Origin of the sequence: Streptomyces humidus (assembly GCF_014649655.1) — a bacterium.
GTDB lineage: Bacteria > Actinomycetota > Actinomycetes > Streptomycetales > Streptomycetaceae > Streptomyces > Streptomyces humidus.
In genome coordinates this window covers 28,535-45,792 of sequence record NZ_BMTL01000021.1, presented here as the reverse complement: position 1 = coordinate 45,792, position 17,258 = coordinate 28,535, and the positions used below count along the sequence as shown (strand labels likewise).

18 protein-coding genes are annotated in these 17,258 nt (G+C 73.2%); 8 read left to right on the top strand and 10 right to left on the bottom strand.

From position 1 onward, the window contains the following. Positions 1-18: 18 nt before the first annotated feature. Together IE239_RS23975 and IE239_RS23970 are read left to right on the top strand one after the other, a co-directional pair. A complete protein-coding gene (locus tag IE239_RS23975; RefSeq protein ID WP_373308136.1) occupies positions 19-1,269 on the top strand; it encodes a sensor histidine kinase in 1,251 nt (416 codons plus the stop codon). Further along, positions 1,266-1,934 (top strand): response regulator, encoded by a 669-nt coding sequence (locus IE239_RS23970; protein ID WP_190151441.1) that lies wholly within the window; start codon positions 1,266-1,268, stop codon positions 1,932-1,934. Before IE239_RS23975 ends, IE239_RS23970 begins: the two co-directional genes overlap by 4 nt. Before the next feature lie 67 nt (positions 1,935-2,001). Here the strand turns inward: IE239_RS23970 and IE239_RS23965 are convergent, their stop codons facing one another. Further along, the gene (locus tag IE239_RS23965) at positions 2,002-2,916 is read right to left on the bottom strand and encodes a hypothetical protein (protein WP_308435411.1); all 915 of its coding nucleotides are present in this window, start codon (positions 2,914-2,916) and stop codon (positions 2,002-2,004) included. After that, the gene (locus IE239_RS23960) at positions 2,913-3,461 is read right to left on the bottom strand and encodes a SigE family RNA polymerase sigma factor (RefSeq protein WP_190151440.1); all 549 of its coding nucleotides are present in this window, start codon (positions 3,459-3,461) and stop codon (positions 2,913-2,915) included. Before IE239_RS23960 ends, IE239_RS23965 begins: the two co-directional genes overlap by 4 nt. 80 nt (positions 3,462-3,541) lie before the next feature. Here IE239_RS23960 and IE239_RS23955 point away from each other — a divergent pair, with 80 nt between their 5' ends. Further along, positions 3,542-3,991: a protein-tyrosine phosphatase family protein gene (locus IE239_RS23955; RefSeq protein ID WP_190151439.1), complete on the top strand. Its 450-nt coding sequence runs from the start codon at positions 3,542-3,544 to the stop codon at positions 3,989-3,991. Between the two features lie 108 nt (positions 3,992-4,099). On the opposite strand, the gene bla is transcribed toward IE239_RS23955, so the two are convergent. Beyond that, the gene (gene bla / locus IE239_RS23950) at positions 4,100-4,999 is read right to left on the bottom strand and encodes a class A beta-lactamase (protein ID WP_190151543.1); all 900 of its coding nucleotides are present in this window, start codon (positions 4,997-4,999) and stop codon (positions 4,100-4,102) included. Between the two features lie 263 nt (positions 5,000-5,262). On the opposite strand from bla, the gene recO reads away from it, so the two are divergent. Continuing rightward, positions 5,263-6,012, top strand: coding sequence for a DNA repair protein RecO (gene recO, locus IE239_RS23945; protein ID WP_057574747.1), 750 nt, complete (start codon positions 5,263-5,265; stop codon positions 6,010-6,012). A gap of 16 nt (positions 6,013-6,028) precedes the next feature. Continuing rightward, positions 6,029-6,886 carry an isoprenyl transferase gene (locus IE239_RS23940; protein ID WP_190151438.1) on the top strand — a complete coding sequence of 286 codons (858 nt, stop codon included), beginning with the start codon at positions 6,029-6,031 and terminating at the stop codon, positions 6,884-6,886. A 427-nt stretch (positions 6,887-7,313) separates the two neighbouring features. Here IE239_RS23940 and IE239_RS23935 read toward each other — a convergent pair whose 3' ends face one another. From IE239_RS23935 to IE239_RS23920, 4 genes are read right to left on the bottom strand one after another with little or no spacing between them, the layout of a single operon-like run. Then, positions 7,314-7,733, bottom strand: coding sequence for a Fur family transcriptional regulator (locus tag IE239_RS23935; RefSeq protein ID WP_190151437.1), 420 nt, complete (start codon positions 7,731-7,733; stop codon positions 7,314-7,316). Positions 7,734-7,792: 59 nt separating this feature from the next. Further along, the gene (locus IE239_RS23930; protein WP_190151436.1) at positions 7,793-8,695 is read right to left on the bottom strand and encodes a metal ABC transporter permease; all 903 of its coding nucleotides are present in this window, start codon (positions 8,693-8,695) and stop codon (positions 7,793-7,795) included. After that, positions 8,695-9,483 carry a metal ABC transporter ATP-binding protein gene (locus IE239_RS23925; RefSeq protein ID WP_190151542.1) on the bottom strand — a complete coding sequence of 263 codons (789 nt, stop codon included), beginning with the start codon at positions 9,481-9,483 and terminating at the stop codon, positions 8,695-8,697. The genes IE239_RS23930 and IE239_RS23925 overlap by 1 nt, the downstream gene beginning before the upstream one ends. Positions 9,484-9,488: 5 nt before the next feature. Then, positions 9,489-10,445 carry a metal ABC transporter substrate-binding protein gene (locus IE239_RS23920; RefSeq protein ID WP_190151435.1) on the bottom strand — a complete coding sequence of 319 codons (957 nt, stop codon included), beginning with the start codon at positions 10,443-10,445 and terminating at the stop codon, positions 9,489-9,491. 218 nt (positions 10,446-10,663) lie between these two features. Here IE239_RS23920 and IE239_RS23915 point away from each other — a divergent pair, with 218 nt between their 5' ends. The 3 genes from IE239_RS23915 to IE239_RS23905 all read left to right on the top strand — a co-directional run bounded on the left by IE239_RS23915 (position 10,664) and on the right by IE239_RS23905 (position 14,117). Continuing rightward, positions 10,664-12,046 carry a glycine--tRNA ligase gene (locus IE239_RS23915; RefSeq protein WP_190151434.1) on the top strand — a complete coding sequence of 461 codons (1,383 nt, stop codon included), beginning with the start codon at positions 10,664-10,666 and terminating at the stop codon, positions 12,044-12,046. A gap of 429 nt (positions 12,047-12,475) precedes the next feature. Further along, positions 12,476-13,486: an aldo/keto reductase gene (locus IE239_RS23910; RefSeq protein ID WP_190151433.1), complete on the top strand. Its 1,011-nt coding sequence runs from the start codon at positions 12,476-12,478 to the stop codon at positions 13,484-13,486. A 25-nt stretch (positions 13,487-13,511) separates the two neighbouring features. Beyond that, on the top strand, positions 13,512-14,117 hold the full coding sequence (locus IE239_RS23905; protein WP_190151432.1) for a TetR/AcrR family transcriptional regulator: 606 nt from the start codon (positions 13,512-13,514) through the stop codon (positions 14,115-14,117). 34 nt (positions 14,118-14,151) lie between these two features. On the opposite strand, the gene IE239_RS23900 is transcribed toward IE239_RS23905, so the two are convergent. The 3 genes from IE239_RS23900 to IE239_RS23890 all read right to left on the bottom strand — a co-directional run bounded on the left by IE239_RS23900 (position 14,152) and on the right by IE239_RS23890 (position 17,176). Beyond that, entirely contained in the window at positions 14,152-15,294 is a 1,143-nt protein-coding gene (locus tag IE239_RS23900) for a serine hydrolase domain-containing protein (RefSeq protein WP_190151431.1), read from the bottom strand. Between the two features lie 67 nt (positions 15,295-15,361). Then, the gene (locus IE239_RS23895; protein WP_190151430.1) at positions 15,362-15,601 is read right to left on the bottom strand and encodes a hypothetical protein; all 240 of its coding nucleotides are present in this window, start codon (positions 15,599-15,601) and stop codon (positions 15,362-15,364) included. 111 nt (positions 15,602-15,712) lie between these two features. Next, positions 15,713-17,176: an MFS transporter gene (locus IE239_RS23890; RefSeq protein WP_373308135.1), complete on the bottom strand. Its 1,464-nt coding sequence runs from the start codon at positions 17,174-17,176 to the stop codon at positions 15,713-15,715. Positions 17,177-17,258: the final 82 nt, after the last annotated feature.

Genomic DNA, 17,258 nt, shown 5'->3' with positions numbered 1-17,258 from the left:
GTGCCGCAGGATGACCCCGTGCAGCCGACCACGACACCGGTACGCCGCCGCCGGGGCGAGCGGATCATGAAGGCGGTCCACCGCGATCCCGGCGCCGCGCCCCGCCCCACGCGCACCGAAGCGCTGCCGGCCACCGCGACCGCGGGCCTGGCCACGGCCCTCGCCCTCGCCGGCGCCGACGGGACGCGCCCCGACGCCCTCGGCTGGACGCTGCTGCTCGCCGCGCACATACCCCTCGTGCGGCGCCGCCGCTCCCCGGTGGCGGTCCTGTTCGCGGTGGCGGCCTGCGTCGTCCCGTACCACGTCCTCGGCAACGCGCACGCCGCGCCCGTCCCCGCGACCATGGTGGCGCTCTACACGCTCGCGGAGACCGGCCCGGCCCGCCGCACGCTGCTCACCGGCGGCATCGTCCTCGGACTGGCCCTGCTCGTCGGCGCCCTCGCCGACCCCGGCGGGACGGGGGAGGTCCTGCGGATCTTCGGCTGGGTCATCGCCGTCCTCTTCTGCGGCATGAGCGTCCGCTACTACCGTCAGTACGTCGCGGCCATCGTCGAACGCGCGGAACGCGCCGAACGCACCCGGGAGGAGGAGGCCCGCCGCCGGGTCGCCGAGGAACGCCTGCGCATCGCCCGTGACCTGCACGACCTGCTCGCGCACAGCATCACCCTCATCGGCGTGCGGACGTCCGTCGCCGCCCATGTGCTGGCCGCCGACCCCGACCGGCTCGACCGCGCGGCCGTCGCCAGGGCCCTCGACGACATCGCCGAGACCTGCCGCAGCGCACGCGGCGAACTGCGGACGACGCTGGAGGTACTGCGCGAGAACGGTGTCCCGGACGGGCGCGGGCCCCTGCCCGGCCTGCACGGCCTGGACGATCTCGTGGAGAGCGCCCGGAGCGCCGGGGCGCGGGCCGAACTGTCGGTGAACGCGGGGGAGGTGCCGCCCGCGGTGGGCGCGGCGGCCTACCGGATCGTGCAGGAGGCGCTGACGAACGCGGTCCGCCACGGCGGGCGGACCGGCCTCGCGATAGCGGTGCGGGTGGACGAGGAGCAGGGCGCCCTGCGGGTGACGGTGACCGACGACGGCGTCGGCGCCGGCGCCGGCGTCATGGGAGGCGGGACCGAAGGCGCCGGGCCGTCCGGATTCGGGCTCACCGGGATGCGGGAAAGGGCGCGCAGCGTGGGCGGCACGCTGCGGGCCGGACCGGGCAACGGCGACGGAGAGGGGTTCGAGGTGTGTGCCGTACTGCCGACGGAGGGCGGCCGGTGAGCGGGCTCAGGATCCTGCTCGCGGACGACCAGACCCTCGTCCGGGCCGCGTTCGCGATGCTCGTGGAGTCGGCGCCGGACATGGCGGTGGTCGGCCAGGCCGGCACCGGCCGGGAAGCGGTGCGGCTGGCCCGCGACGAACGCCCCGACCTCATCGTCATGGACGTCCGCATGCCCGACCTCGACGGCATCGAGGCGACCCGGCTGATCGCCGCCGACGACGAGCTGACCGGCGTCCGCGTGCTCGTCCTGACCACGTACGACACCGACGAGAACATCGTCGAGGCGCTGCGCGCGGGCGCGTCCGGTTTCCTCGTGAAGGACACCCGGCCCGCCGAACTCCTGGACGCCATCCGCACGGTCGCCGCGGGCGAGGCCCTGCTGTCGCCCGGGCCGACGTCACGGCTGATCGCCCGGTTCCTGCGCAGCCCCGCCGGGCCGCCCCCGGTGGGCGGCCCGGAAGGACTCTCCGAGCGCGAGCGCGAGGTGCTCGCCCTGGTCGCCCGCGGTCTGACCAACACCGAGATCGCCGAGACGCTGGGCCTCAGCCCGCTCACCGCGAAGACCCATGTCAGCCGGATCATGGGCAGACTGGGCGCACGGGACCGGGCCCAACTGGTGATCGTGGCCTACGAGTCGGGCCTGGTGTCACCGGGAAGGACCTGACCGTCCGGGCGGGCGGGGCGGCACGGGCCGCGATTGCGGCGGGTGGGCCGTAGGGGCGGGGACGCCCCTACGGCAGCGTCCGCTGGTAGGTGCTGTCCGTGTCGGAGTCGTAGACGAGCTTGCCCGTCCTGTCGTAGCCCTTGATGTGCGGGGCGAGGGTGACCTGCCGGTTCAGCATGCCCGCCGCGACGAACCAGGTTCCGTCCAGGGCGGCCGTCGTGCTGCCGTCCCCGTAGGAGACGGTCACCTTGGCGACCGACGGCTCCACCGTGCCGATGACGCCCCAGCGGAACGGCAGCTTCCAGTGGCCCTTGTCGGGGAACGACTGCTGGTACAGCTTGCCGCCGTTCACGTCGGGCATCACCGGACCCGCGTCCGGCGGGCCGGCGTCGCTCGAGCTGACGCTGATGCCCGAGGCGGCGCCGTCCTGCAGGGTGCACACCACCCGGAAGCCGGCCGGCTTCTCCCTCACCGCGACGACGTTGACGCCGTCGCCGGGACGGTTGGAGTCCCCGGTGCTCTTGAGCGCCAGGACGATCCGGTAGTCCTTCGCCCTGCCCAGGTCACGGACGCTGCCGGCGGGCCCGCCCTCGGCCCGCAGACACTCCTTGAGCCCGTCCGCCGCCTGCTCGAAGGTGATGCCGTCGAGCAACTGCCCCTTCGTGGCGGGCCGCGCCGGGCCGTCCGGCGCCGAGGACGGCCTCGCGGCCGGGGCCCGCGAGGCGCTCGCCGACGGGTTCGGCGCGGCCGTGTCGGCGCCCCGGGCCCCGTCCCCGCCGTTCACGGCGTACGCCCCCACCGGCACCGCGGCGAGCGCGGCCAGCGCCGCCCCGGTCACCGTCACGCGCCGCCGCCGCTCGGCCAGTCCCCGCCGCCGGATCGCCGGGTAGGGCGCCGGCGAGGGCCGGATCGTGTAGGCGTCCTCAGCGAGCAGCTCACGCATCCGCTCCTCCAGTTCCCTCTGGTCGTCCCACTCGTTCACCTGGTGCCTCCCTGCGCCCGCGCCTGTTCCCGACTGCCGGAGGCCGTGCGACCGGCGGCCAGTCCCGGCTGCATGCGCAACTTCGCCAGCCCCTTCGACGCCTGGCTCTTGACCGTCCCCTGTGAGCAGCCCAGCACCTCGGCCACCTCCGCCTCCGACAGGTCCTCCCAGTACCGGAGCACCACCACCGCCCGCTGCTTCGGCGGGAGTTGGGCCAGCCCGGCCATCAGCGAGCCGCGCTCCTCGACCCGCCCAGCAGTCTCGTCCCGCCCCGCACGCTCGGGCGGCGCCGCGGTCAGCGCCTCGACGACCCTCCGCTTGCGGAACCGGTCGCTGTTGCAGCTGACCAGCATCCGCCGGACATAGGCCTCCGGGTTGTCGCTGCGAGATATCCGCCGCCACGACCGGTACGCCTTCGCCAGCGCGGTCTGCGTCAGGTCCTCCGCGTGATGGACGTCGCCCGTGAGCAGATACGCGGTCCGCACCAGCCGGGACCAACGGGCTCTGACGAACTCCTGGAACCGGTCCTCTTGTTCGGCCTGCATCAAGCACCCTCCTCGCCCTCCAGACCACCGGTCGGACGGAATCGGTTGCCCGGCTTCCGCCACGGGGATCGAATGGAGTGATGGAGAACGAATCACGGGCCTGGTGCGCCGCCGACCCCGGAGTGCTGGAACTGCCGTCCGGGCGGCTGGTCCGCGGCCGCGGCCTGCGTCGCCCGCTCGACCCCACGGCCCCCGCACCCGCGTACGGCGTCTACCTCCTCGGCGCGCGGCCCCCGTCGTCGCCCTGGGAGTCCCGCTGGCTTCGCTGGCCCGACTTCCGCCTCCCTGCCGACCGCCGTGACGCCCGGGAGGCCCTCACCGAGGCCTGGCGCCGCGCGGCCGGCGAACGCGTCGAGATCGCCTGCGCCGGAGGCCGCGGCCGCACGGGAACGGCCCTGGCGTGCCTGGCGGTCCTGGACGGCGTACCGGCGGGCGAGGCGGTGGCCTTCGTCCGCCGCCACTACGACCGGCGCGCGGTGGAGACGCCTTGGCAGCGCAGGTATGTGCGGGGGTTCGCGCTCTCCGGCTGAGGCGGGGGCCGCGGCTGGGCCGGGCCTTCCGCGGACGAGGTGTGCGGGGCCCGCCGGCTCCACGGAGAAGGCGACGCGCCGGCCGACCCTGTCATGGGGAGGACACCCCTAGCCCAGTGCCGCCGCCAGCACCTCCGCCGTCTCCACGATCAGGGCGTGGTCGTAGGGGGCCTCCCGGTCGGGCTTGGTGAGCTGGACCGCGAGGACGACGGGGGCGCCGTCCGGGGTCCAGGCGATGCCCGCGTCGTTGTTCGCGCCGTACCAGCCGCCGCCGGTCTTGTCGGCGACCGTCCAGTCGGCCGGGAGGCCGGCGCGGAAGCGGTTGGCGCTGGTGACGGTGCCGAGCATCCAGTCGGTCAGGCGGCGTCGGCCGGCGGGGGCCAGGGCGTCGCCGAGGACCAGCCTGGCGTAGGTGCGCGCGATCGCGTACGGGCTCGTGGTGTCCGTGGTCCGCCCCGGCTCGGCCGAGTTGAGCTCCGGCTCCCACCGGTCGAGGCGGGTGACGCGGTCGCCGACGGAGCGGGCGAAGCGGGTGATCGCGGCGGGGCCGCCCAGCTCGCGCAGCAGCAGGTTCCCGGCCGTGTTGTCGCTGTGCCGGATCGCCGCCGCGGACAGCTCGGCGATCGTCATGCCGTCGGCCACGTGGTCCTTGGTGATCTCCGAGTTCTCCACCACGTCGTCGGCCGTGTAGTGGATGCGCCGGTCCAGCGCCGACGCGTCCAGGTCCCGCAGCACGGCCGCCACCGCCAGGGTCTTGAAGAGCGAGCAGACCGGGAAGAGCTCGTCGGCGCGGTGGCGGACGCGGCGGCGGGTGCGGACGTTGTACGCGAACACGCCGAGCCGGGCGCCGTGCCGGGACTCCAGGTCGCGCAGGCGGGCGGCGACGGAGCCGGCGCCGGTGTCGGCGGCGGTGTCGGCGGCGGCCCGTGCGGGGCCGGCGGCGAGCAGGGCGGCGCCGGCGCCCGCGCCGGCGGTGAGCAGGGTGCGGCGAGTGGTCGAGGCTGAGATCGTTCTCTCCGTCCGTCGGGAACACAGAAGTCGTTTCCCTGTACACGGACGCCCCGGCCCGCGCCTCTGGTTGCGCGCGCCCGCCCCGGGGATCGCCACGGGCGGACACACCACCCTCCCGGCGTAGGCGAGAATGGAGCCATGAGCCTGTTCCGCGACCACGGCAGCGTGCTGCGCCCCCAGAAGCCGGGGGAGGCGGGGCGCGTCACGCCGCGGCCGGGCGGCGGGCGGCGGCCCCGGCGGGCCCCCGGCGGTGGTGTGCGATGAGTCTCTTCCGGGACGACGGCATCGTCCTGCGGACCCAGAAGCTGGGCGAGGCCGACCGCATCATCACGCTGCTGACGCGCGGGCACGGGCGGGTGCGGGCCGTGGCACGGGGGGTGCGGCGGACGAAGTCCAAGTTCGGGGCGCGTCTCGAACCCTTCTCCCACGTCGACGTGCAGTTCTTCGCGCGGGGCAGCAGCGAACTCGTGGGCCGCGGACTGCCGCTGTGCACACAGAGCGAGATCATCGCCCCCTACGGCGGCGGCATCGTGACCGACTACGCCCGCTACACGGCGGGGACGGCCATGCTGGAGACCGCCGAGCGGTTCACCGACCACGAGGGCGAACCGGCCGTGCAGCAGTACCTGCTGCTCGTGGGGGCGCTGCGGACCCTGGCCCGCGGCGAGCACGCCCCGCACCTCGTGCTTGACGCGTTCCTGCTGCGGTCGCTGGCCGTCAACGGGTACGCGCCCAGCTTCGGCGACTGCGCCAGGTGCGGGATGCCGGGGCCCAACCGGTTCTTCTCGGTCGCCGCCGGCGGCTCGGTCTGCGCCGACTGCCGGGTGGCCGGGAGCGTCGTGCCCTCGCCGCAGACCCTGGTCCTCCTCGGCGCGCTGCTCACGGGAGACTGGGAGACGGCAGACGCGTGCGAGCCGCGTCACGTCCGGGAGGGCAGCGGGCTGGTGTCCGCCTATCTGCACTGGCATCTGGAGCGCGGGCTGCGCTCCCTTCGGTATGTGGAAAAGTGAAGGAGACGAGAGGCACATGGTCGTACGCGGGTTCCTGGGGCGGCAGCGTCGGGAGTACAGGACGCCCGAGCCGCATCCGTCCGGCGCTCGCCCGCCCAAGCTCCCCGGTGAGCTGGTGCCCGAACACGTGGCGATCGTCATGGACGGCAACGGCCGCTGGGCCAAGGAGCGCGGGCTGCCGCGCACCGAGGGGCACAAGGTCGGCGCCGAGCAGGTTCTCGACGTGTTGCAGGGCGCGGTCGAGATGGGCGTGCGCAACATCTCGCTCTACGCCTTCTCCACCGAGAACTGGAAGCGCTCGCCCGACGAGGTCCGCTTCCTGATGAACTTCAACCGCGACTTCATCCGCAAGACCCGCGACACCCTCGACGAGCTGGGGATCCGGGTGCGCTGGGTGGGCCGGATGCCCAAGCTGTGGAAGTCGGTGGCCAAGGAGCTCCAGATCGCCCAGGAGCAGACCAAGGACAACGACCGCCTCACCCTGTACTTCTGCATGAACTACGGCGGGCGGGCGGAGATCGCGGACGCAGCGCAGGCGCTGGCCGAGGACGTGAAGGCGGGTCGGCTCGACCCGTCCAAGGTCACCGAGAAGACCCTCGCGAAGTACCTGTACTACCCGGACATGCCCGACGTCGACCTGTTCCTGCGGCCGAGCGGCGAGCAGCGCATCTCCAACTACCTGATCTGGCAGAGCGCGTATGCGGAGATGGTCTTCCAGGACGTCCTGTGGCCGGACTTCGACCGCCGCGACCTGTGGCGTGCGTGCGTGGAGTTCGCCTCCCGGGACCGCCGTTTCGGCGGCGCCACCCCGAACGAGGTGCTGCTGTCCCTGGAGGGCGCGGGTTCGGAGCGGGACGCCGGCTCCGGCTCCTAGGGCGTGTTTCGAAAGTCCCGTCTGCCCGGCGGCGTCTGGCACGCACGCTCGCCGCGTTGTCGGGATCACCCCGATACATCCAGTATCGGGGCGACCCTCCGCCTTGCGATCGCACGCACCAGACGCCGCCGGGCCCGCCCTCCGGGCGGACGACGCTACTTTCGAAACGCGCCCTAGCGGACTCCTGGCCGGGGAGCTGGGGAGCTGGGGAGCCGGGCATCCGGCCCCTGGCCCGGCCCCCGGCCGGATCCCTCGCACCCGGCCCGGCCCCTCGCATCCGCCGTCACGCCGTCACCGTAGGACCGGGGAGGGGCCGTGGGCGAAGAGCAGGGCGTCGGGGTGCGGGAGGACGCGGTGGTGCCGGCCGGCCGGCTGCGGCGCGTCTGACCGCCGGGCGCGCCCGTGCGGACCGGAGACGCACGGCGGCTCAACCCGCGGCGGCCCTCGCGCAGTCCGCGCACGTCCCGAAGATCTCCACCGTGTGGGCCACGTTCACATAGCCGTGTTCCGCGGCGATGGCCTCCGCCCACTTCTCGACCGCCGGGCCCTCCACCTCCACCGCCTTGCCACAGACGCGGCAGACGAGGTGGTGGTGGTGCTCGCCGGTGGAGCAGCGGCGGTACACGGACTCGCCGTCCGATGTGCGCAGGACGTCGACCTCGCCCGCGTCGGCGAGGGACTGCAGGGTGCGATAGACGGTGGTCAGGCCGACCGAGTCGCCCTTGTGCTTGAGCATGTCGTGCAGATCCTGTGCGCTGCGGAACTCGTCCACCTCGTCGAGCGCCGCCGCCACGGCGGCACGCTGCCGGGTGGAGCGGCCCTTCACGGGCGGTCCAGCGGTCGTCACCGTTGTCTCCTCACGTCTGCGGCTTGCCGGGCCATTGTGCCAGCCCGGTCTGCGCGCGGTCAGACGCCGACTTCGTCGCCCGGGCTCCGGGTGTCCGGAATCGCGCACTCCGCGGGGTCGCCCACGGGCTGTGCCGCGGCCAGTGCGCGGGCGCGGCGGCGGGCCAGAGGGGCGGCGAGCACGCTGAGCGCGACGAACGCGGCGATGGTGAGGAGCACGATCGTCGCGCCGGGCGGGACGTCCTGGTAGTACGAGGTCACCGTGCCGCCGATGGTCACGGTCACGCCGATGGCCACCGCGATCGCGAAGGTGGCGGCGAAGCTGCGGCTGAGCTGCTGGGCGGCCGCGACCGGGACCACCATCAGGGCCGACACCAGCAGCAGGCCCACCACGCGCATCGCCACGGTCACCGTCACCGCCGCCGTGACCGCCGTCAGCAGGTTCAGGGCGCGCACCGGCAGACCGGTCACCCGCGCGAACTCCTCGTCCTGGCTGACCGCGAACAACTGGCGGCGCAGACCGAGGGTGACCAGGACGACGAAGGCCGCGAGCAGGCAGATCGCCGTCACGTCCGACTCCGACACCGTCGACAGCGAGCCGAAGAGGTACGAGGTGAGGTTGGCGTTGGAGCCGCCCGGCGCGAGGTTGATGAACATCACGCCGCCGGCCATGCCGCCGTAGAACAGCATGGCCAGGGCGATGTCGCCGCGGGTCCTGCCGTACCAGCGGATGAGTTCCATGATCACCGCGCCCAGCACGGAGACGCCGGTCGCCATCCAGACCGGAGACCAGGAGAGCAGGAAGCCGAGGCCGACGCCGGTCATCGCGACGTGGCCGATGCCGTCGCCCATGAGGGCCTGGCGGCGCTGGACGAGGTAGATGCCGACGGCGGGGGCGGTGATGCCGACCAGGACCGCGGCGAGCAGCGCCCGCTGCATGAAGGCGTAGTTCAGGAGGTCCATCAGCTCAGCAGTCCCGTGCGGATCGGTTCGGCGCCCGCGGGTGCGTGCGGGTGCACATGGTCGTGGCCGGGCAGCGCGTGCTGGCCGACGGCCGGCGTGGGCGGCCCGTCGTGCAGGACGCAGCCGTCGCGCAGGACGACCGCCCGGTCGATGAGGGGTTCGAGGGGGCCCAGTTCGTGCAGGACCAGCAGCACGGTCGTGCCGGCCGCGACCTGCTCCTGCAGCGTCCGCGCCAGGACCTCCTGGCTGGCCAGGTCGACGCCGGCCATCGGCTCGTCCATGATCAGCAGTTCGGGTTCGGCGGCGAGCGCGCGGGCGATGAGCACGCGCTGGTGCTGGCCGCCGGAGAGGGCGTCGACGCTGTCCTTCGCCCGGTCCGCCATGCCGACGAGCTCCAGGGCGTGCCGGACGGCCGCGTGGTCGGCCTTGCGGAAGACGCCGAAGCGGGTGCGCGAGAGGCGGCCCGAGGAGACGACCTCGGTCACCGTGGCCGGAACCCCGCCGGCGGCCGTGGTGCGCTGCGGGACGTATCCGATCCGCGCCCAGTCCCGGAACCGGCGCTGCGGCGCCCCGAACAGCTCGATCTCGCCCGCGCCGACCGCCACCTGTCCGATGACGCTGCGCACGGCCGTGGACTTGCCGGAGCCGTTCGCGCCGAGCAGGGCGACGACCTCACCGCGCCGCACGGTGAGGTCGACGCCCCGCAGCACGGGGCGCGAGCCCAGTTCGGCGCGGACGCCGCGCAGTGAGATGACGGGCTCGGCCTTCGCGTCCATGACGCCCTCCATGGTGGTCACTTGGTTCCCAGGGCCGTCCGCAGCGCCTTGAGGTTGGCTCGCTGGACCGAGAAGTAGTCCTTGCCGCGGGACTTCTCCGTGATGCCCTCGATCGGGTCGAGGACGTCGGTCCTCAGGCCGGCGTCGGAGGCGATGGTCTTCGCGGTCTTGTCGCTGACGAGCGTCTCGTAGAACACGGTCGTGACGCCGTCCGCCTTCGCCATCTTCTCAAGCTCCTTCACGCGGGCGGCGCTGGGCTCCGACTCGGGGTCGAGGCCGTTGATGGCCTCCTCGGTCAGGCCGTAGCGCTCGGCGAGGTAGCCGAACGCGGCGTGGGTGGTGACGAAGACCCTGGTCCTGGTGTTCGCGAGACCCTTCTCGAACTCGGTGTTCAGGTCGCCGAGTTGCTTCACCAGGGCCGCGGTGTTGGTCTTGTAGTCGGCCGCGTGGCCGGGGTCGGCCTTCTCGAAGGCCTTGCCGACGCCCTCGGTGACCTGGGCGTACCGCACCGGGTCGAGCCAGATGTGCGGGTCGAGGCCGGACAGCTCCTCGTTCTCGTGGCCGTCGTGCTCGGCCGCGTGGCCGCCGACCTCGTTGCCGTGCTTCTCCAGGGTGGTGAGGGACGCGGCGTCGATCTTGGTCCCGATCTCGGACTGGGCCACCGCGTCGTCGACGGAGGGCTGGAGGTCCTTGAGGTAGAGCACCGCGTCGGACTCCTGGAGCGCGGCCGTCTGCTTGGCGCTGATCTCCAGGTCGTGCGGCTCCTGGCCGGGCTCGGTGAGGCTGGTGACGTGCACGTGGTCCCCGCCTATCCGCTCGGCGAGGAAGGCCATCGGGTAGAACGACGCGACGACGTCGAACTTGTCCGTGCCGGCCACGGCCGCGCTGTCGGAGGAGCAGGCGGACAGGGCGCCGAGACCGAGGGCGGTGGCCGCCGCGATCGCCGTGCCGGGTATGAGTCGCCGTACGTTCATGACACTCATTTTCAACTAATATGGAAACCGTTGTCAACAAGGTGGCGGGTGAAGACGGCGTAAGGGCCCGGTAAGCCCCGAAGGGCTGCGGTATGGCCCCCGGGATCCCTGGGGAACAGGGTCCCCGATTTGGTCGAGGGGGAGTCCCCGCCGGTACCCTGAAGTCTTCGCTGGAAGCACCTCGCTTCGTCGCCCGTCGTCGTTATGAAGAGAGCACCGTGGCCGCCGACAAGATCGACACCATCGTCAGCCTGAGCAAGCGCCGTGGCTTCGTATTCCCCTGCAGTGAGATCTACGGCGGCCAGAAGGCCGCCTGGGACTACGGACCGCTGGGTGTCGAGCTCAAGGAGAACCTGAAGCGCCAGTGGTGGCGCTACATGGTGACGTCGCGCGAGGACGTGGTCGGCATCGACTCGTCCGTCATCCTGGCCCCCGAGGTCTGGGTCGCCTCCGGTCACGTCGCCACCTTCTCCGACCCGCTGACCGAGTGCACCTCCTGCCACAAGCGGTTCCGCGCGGACCACCTGGAAGAGGCGTACGAGGCCAAGCACAACCGCCCGCCGGCGAACGGCCTGGCGGACGTGAACTGCCCCAACTGCGGCAACAAGGGCCAGTTCACCGAGCCCAAGCAGTTCTCGGGCCTGCTCTCCACCCACCTCGGCCCGACGCAGGACACCGGCTCCATCGCCTACCTGCGCCCCGAGACCGCCCAGGGCATCTTCACCAACTTCGCCCAGGTGCAGACCACTTCGCGCCGCAAGCCGCCGTTCGGCATCGCCCAGATGGGCAAGTCCTTCCGCAACGAGATCACGCCCGGCAACTTCATCTTCCGGACCCGCGAGTTCGAGCAGATGGAGATGGAGTTCTTCGTCAAGCCGGGCGAGGACGAGAAGTGGCAGGAGTACTGGATGGAGCAGCGCTGGAACTGGTACACCGGCCTGGGCATGCGCGAGGAGAACATGCGGTGGTACGACCACCCGAAGGAGAAGCTCTCCCACTACTCCAAGCGCACCGCTGACATCGAGTACCGCTTCCAGTTCGGCGGCAACGAGTGGGGCGAGCTGGAGGGCGTGGCCAACCGCACCGACTACGACCTCTCCGCCCACGCCAAGGCCTCCGGCCAGGACCTCTCCTTCTTCGACCAGGAGGCCGGCGAGCGCTGGACGCCGTACGTCATCGAGCCCGCGGCCGGCGTCGGCCGCGCGATGCTGGCGTTCCTGCTCGACGCCTACGTCGAGGACGAGGCGCCCAACGCCAAGGGCAAGCTGGAGAAGCGCACGGTGCTGCGCCTCGACCACCGTCTCGCCCCGGTGAAGGTGGCGGTCCTGCCGCTGTCCCGCAACCCCGAGCTGTCGCCGAAGGCCAAGGGCCTCGCCGCCGCGCTGCGCCAGAACTGGAACATCGAGTTCGACGACGCCGGCGCCATCGGCCGCCGCTACCGCCGCCAGGACGAGATCGGCACCCCGTTCTGCGTCACGGTCGACTTCGACACCCTCGACGACAACGCGGTCACCGTCCGCGAGCGTGACTCGATGAAGCAGGAGCGCGTCTCCCTCGACCAGATCGAGGGCTACCTGGCCGCCCGCCTGATCGGCGCGTAGCCTCCCACGGCACCCAGCGGCAGACCGAGGCCGGCCCCGACGGGATCCCGTCGGGGCCGGCCTCGCGCGTGCGCCGGGGCGCCGCTCCCGCGGACGGGCCCGGAGCGGGACGCCGGCGTCGGTCCCCGCGCTGGGGTGGCGCACGGTGCGCGCCTTCGCGCGACGCGACGCGAGCCCGGCGCGCTGCGGGCACTCCGGGAGCGGCCGGGGCGGGTGGCACGGGCCCGGCATGAACGGCCCGTCGGCGCGCGCCCGGGCGTTCGCCGCCCGCACTCCGGCGCGCAGCCGTTCGCGCTCGGTCGCCGGCCGCAGCCCGGCGGGATCGGACTGCCACTCCCGGCCGTCGCCTGGGCGGACTTCGGCGGCGAGGTGAAGGGTGACAGCTGACAGATATTGAAATCTGTCATTCGTCATGCCAAGCTGGAGGGCATGACGACCATCACGCGTACCCTCGGCCGCACCGGACCCCAGGTCTCCGCCCTCGGCCTCGGCTGCATGGGCATGAGCGCCCTCTACGGCGACGCGGACCGCGACGAGGCCGTCGCGACGATCCACGCGGCGCTGGAGGCGGGCGTCACCCTGCTCGACACCGGCGACTTCTACGGCATGGGCCACAACGAGCTGCTGATCGGCGAGGCCCTGCGCACCGCACCGCCCGCGCTGCGTGAACAGGCGCTGACCAGCGTGAAGTTCGGCGCGCTGCGCGGGCCCGACGGCTCCTGGGCGGGATACGACGGCCGGCCCGCCGCCGTGAAGAACTTCGCCTCCTACTCCCTCCAGCGTCTCGGCGTCGACCACATCGACGTCTACCGGATCGCCCGCGTCGACCCCGACGTGCCGATCGAGGAGACGGTCGGCGCGATCGCCGAGCTGGTCGAGCAGGGATACGTCCGGCACATCGGTCTCAGCGAGGCCGGCGCGCAGACGATCCGCAGGGCCGCCGCCACCGCGCCGATCTCCGACCTCCAGATCGAGTACGGCCTGATCACCCGCGGCGTCGAGCGGTCCATCCTGCCGACCACCCGTGAGCTGGGCATCTCGATCACCGCGTACGGAGTCCTCTCGCGCGGCCTGATCTCCGGGCACTTCTCCGCCGACCGCCGGCTCGGCGGAGACGACTTCCGGGCCCACTCGCCCCGCTTCCAGGGGGACAACCTGCGGCACAACCTGGCCCTGGTGGAAGCGCTGCGGAAGATCGCCGAGGCCAAGGGCGTCTCCGTGGCCCAGCTCGCCATCGCCTGGGTGCTCGCCCAGGGCGAGGACATCGTCCCGCTGGTCGGCGCCCGCACCCGCGAGCGGCTCACCGAGTCGCTGGGAGCGCTGGACGTCGTCCTCGACGCCGACGACCTCGCGGCGATCGAGGCGGCCGTGCCCGCCGACGCCGCGGCCGGCGAGCGCTACCCGGCAGCGGCCATGGAGCACCTCGACAGCGAGCGCTGAACGGCCTGCCGGGTACCGTCTGACCATGGCACCGCAGACCTCCGAGACCCTGACCGCCGAGCGCATCCTCGAGGCGACCGAGGAGGTGCTGCGCCGGCACGGCCCGGCCAAGGCGACCGTGGTCGACGTGGCCCGCGCGCTCGGCGTCAGCCACGGCAGCGTCTACCGCCACTTCCGCACCAAGGCGGCGCTGCGCGAGGCGGTCACGAAGCGCTGGCTCGATCTCACGTCGCAGACCCTCTCCGGCATCACCGCCGACGAGGGCCGCGCGCCCGAGGCCCGGCTGCGGGACTGGCTCACGGCGCTCTTCGAGGCCAAGCGGCGCAAGGCGGGCGACGACCCCGAACTGTTCGCCACCTACATGGTGCTGACCGCGGACAGCGGCACGGCGGTCGGCGAGCACCTCGCCGACCTCACCGGCCAGCTGACCTCGATCATCGAAGCGGGCGTCGCCTCCGGGGCCTTCGCGACCGCCGACCCGGCGGCGTCCGCCCGCGCCGTCTTCCACGCCACGGGCCGCTTCCACGACCCGGGCTACTCCGAGGTCTGGGAGCGGCCCGGCATCGAGGACGACTTCACGGCGGTCGTGGACCTGCTGCTGCACGGGCTGCGCCCCCAGCGCCCCTCGTGACGCTCCTCCGCCCTGCGCGTCCCGTCCGTCCCGCCTATCCCGCCGTGCACCGCCAGAAGTCCCGCATCAGCGGGGTCGACCTCGGGTCCGTCATCGCGGTCTGGGTGAGGAGGACCGTGACCGTGCCCGTCCGCGGAACGATGTGCGCCGTCGTCCCCGTGCCGCCGACCCAGCCGTAACGGCCCGGGACGTTCCACGGCTCGACGGGATCGATGTCGACGCTGCCGCCGTAGCCCCAGCCCTGACCCTCCAGGAACAGGGCGCCGATCTCGCGCTGCGCCGCCGACAGGTGGTCGGCCGTCATCCGGCTCACCGAGGCCGGCGACAGCACGCGGCGCCCGTCCGCCTCGCCCCCGCCGAGCAGCATGCGGGCGAACGCCAGCCAGTCGTCGGCCGTGGACACCAGGCCCCCGCCGCCCGACGGGAACCTCGGCACGCTGCGCCACTCGCCGTCGGGGGTGTCCGTGAGCTCCAGTCCGCCGGCGCCGCCGGGACGGTACGCGGTGGTGAAACGGTCCCGCTTCTCCTTCGGGACCTCGAACGCCGTGTCCCGCATGCCCAGCGGCTCGAAGATCCGCTCCGCCAGGAACTCGGGGAGCGTGCGGCCCGAGGCCCGCGCGATCAGCACGCCCTGCAGATCGGACGCCGTGCCGTACAGCCAGGCCTCGCCCGGCTGGTACAGCAGGGGGACGCGGGCCAGGTCGGCCAGCCAGACGTCCGGCTCGGGATACGCCTGCGGGGCGCGGCCGTCCTTCTGCACCTCGAAGAGGGCCCGGACGGCGGGAAGCGCGAAGTCCGACGGGAAGCCCCAGCCGGGCCGGGAGCTCAGCAGGTCCTCGACCGTGATCGGACGGGCCGCCGGGACCACGTCGTCGACGGGCGCGGACGGGGTGCGGACCGCCATCGGCTCCGCCAGCTCGGGCAGCCACTCGGCGACCGGCGAGTCGAGGCCGACCGTGCCCTCCTCGACCAGCGTCAGCAGCGCCGCGGCCGTGACCGGCTTGGTGATCGAGGCGATCCGGAACAGGGAGTCCCGGGTCATCGGGGCCGTGCCCTCGGCATCCCGCGAGCCGACGCTCACGGCCTCCACCTCGTCGCCGCGGGCCACCAGGCCCACCGCTCCGGGCACGGCCCCGTCGTCGACGTGTCGCTGGAGGGTCTCGCGCAGCGTGCTCATGGGCCGGCCTTTCCGGTGGGGAGTCTGCTTCCGCGTCCACCGATACGACTCTCCGGACGCCGGAAAGTCATCGCGACGCGCGGCCCCCGCCCTCGCCTGCGTCGCTTCCCGGCGGATCGACGGTCGCCCGGTGCGCCTCGGCGAGATGCCGCTCCGCCTTCAGCCAGGGCAGGAACTGCGCCCCCTGGCGCCAACCGCACGTGTCACAGCTGATCGTGCGCTGCACGCCCGCCCGCCGCACCCGGACGACGTGCTGCCGCCCGTGCCCGTCGAAGCGGGTCACCCTGCTCGCGTCGTTCTCCGGCATGACGCCTCCAGCGTCCGAGGACATCGCGGCTGCCCGCGCAGCAAGGAGTGTGCGGCATGACCGACGGCTGCCGCAGCCCCACGGGCACGACTCGACGGCCCGGCACCGCGCTCACCCCACGTTCCGGGGCAGCCGCAGGCTCAGCAGACCCGTCAGGACCACTCCGGCCAACTGCACGACCAGCGTGGTGAGAAGGGCGTCCCGCATGCCCGAACCCGGGACCAGGGAGAGGAACAGGGTGCCGAGCGTGGCCACGCCCAGCGCCAGCGAGGCCTGCTGGGTCGTCACCATCACACCGCTGCCGACGCCCGCGCGGGCCGGCGGCACCTCGGACAGCACGATCCGCATGACGACGGGCAGTTGGAGCGCCTGCCCCGCACCGGCGACCGCCGTGCCCGGCAACAGCCCGACGAAGCCGACGTCCGGCCAGTCGGCGCGCACCGCCAGCACGATGAGCACGACGCCCACGCCCTGCAGGACCGCGCCGGCGGTCACCACCCGGGACCCGAACCGGGTCACCAGACGCGGCCCGGCGAGCGAGGTGACGAAGAACATCAGGGCCATCGGCGCGAGGGCGAGACCGGCCTGCACCGGCCCGAGCCCCGCCCCGCCCTGCAGGGCCACGGCGATGACGAACATGAAGCCGCTGAAGCCGACCGCGAGCGGACCCATGATCGTCAGCCCGCGCCGCAGTGTGGTCAGAGCGAGCAGGCTCGGCGGCACCAACGGCGTACGGCCCCGTCGGTCGGCCCGTCGCTCCACCGCGTAGAACGCGCCCGTGAGCAGCGGGAACGCGGCCAGGGACAGCCACGTCCACAGCGGCCAGCCCGCCGCGCGGCCCTCGGTGAGGGGGGCGAGCAGGGCCAGCAGCGCGGCGGCGAGGAGCACGGTGCCGGGTCCGTCGACGGGCTCCGGGCGCTGCGAGCGGGTCTCCGGGACGGAACGGACGGCCAGGAGCAGTCCGACGATCACGAAGGGGACGTTGACCAGGAACACGGACCGCCAGCCGCTTCCGGCGATGTCGGCCGCGACGAGCACGCCGCCCAGGATCTGGCCCGCCACCATGGACAGTCCGGCGGTCGCGCCGTACAGGCTCATCGCCCTGGCGCGGCGCGCGCCCGCGGTGGCGGACTGGATGGTGGCCAGCACCTGCGGGACCATGGCGGCGGCCGACGCGCCCTGCGCGACCCGGGCCGCCACCAGCGACCAGGCGTCGGGCGCGAGCCCGCAGGCCAGCGAGGTCAGACCGAAGGCCGCCATCCCGCCCAGGAAGAGCCGGCGCCGGCCGAACAGGTCCCCGAGCCGGCCGCCGAGGACGAGGAGCACGGCGTACGCGAGCCCGTACCCGGCCACGACGAGTTCGAGGACGGACTCGCCCGCGGACAGGTCGCGGCCCATCGTGGGCAGGGCGACGTTGACGATGAAGAAGTCGATGAGGGGCAGCGCCGTGCCGAGCAGCACCGTGAACAGGCCCAGCGGGCCGAGGGAGTGGGACGGCTGCGCGGAGCGGGCGCCCTGCGCGACCGAGGCCGGGGCCGTGGTGGACGTAGTGGTGGTCGTGGTTGTCTGGGTCACGCCGTCGAGCCTGCGCCGCCCGTCAGACGGGTACCAGAGTCTCCTTATCCTGGTAGAAGGAGTACCTGGCAACAGGATCGGC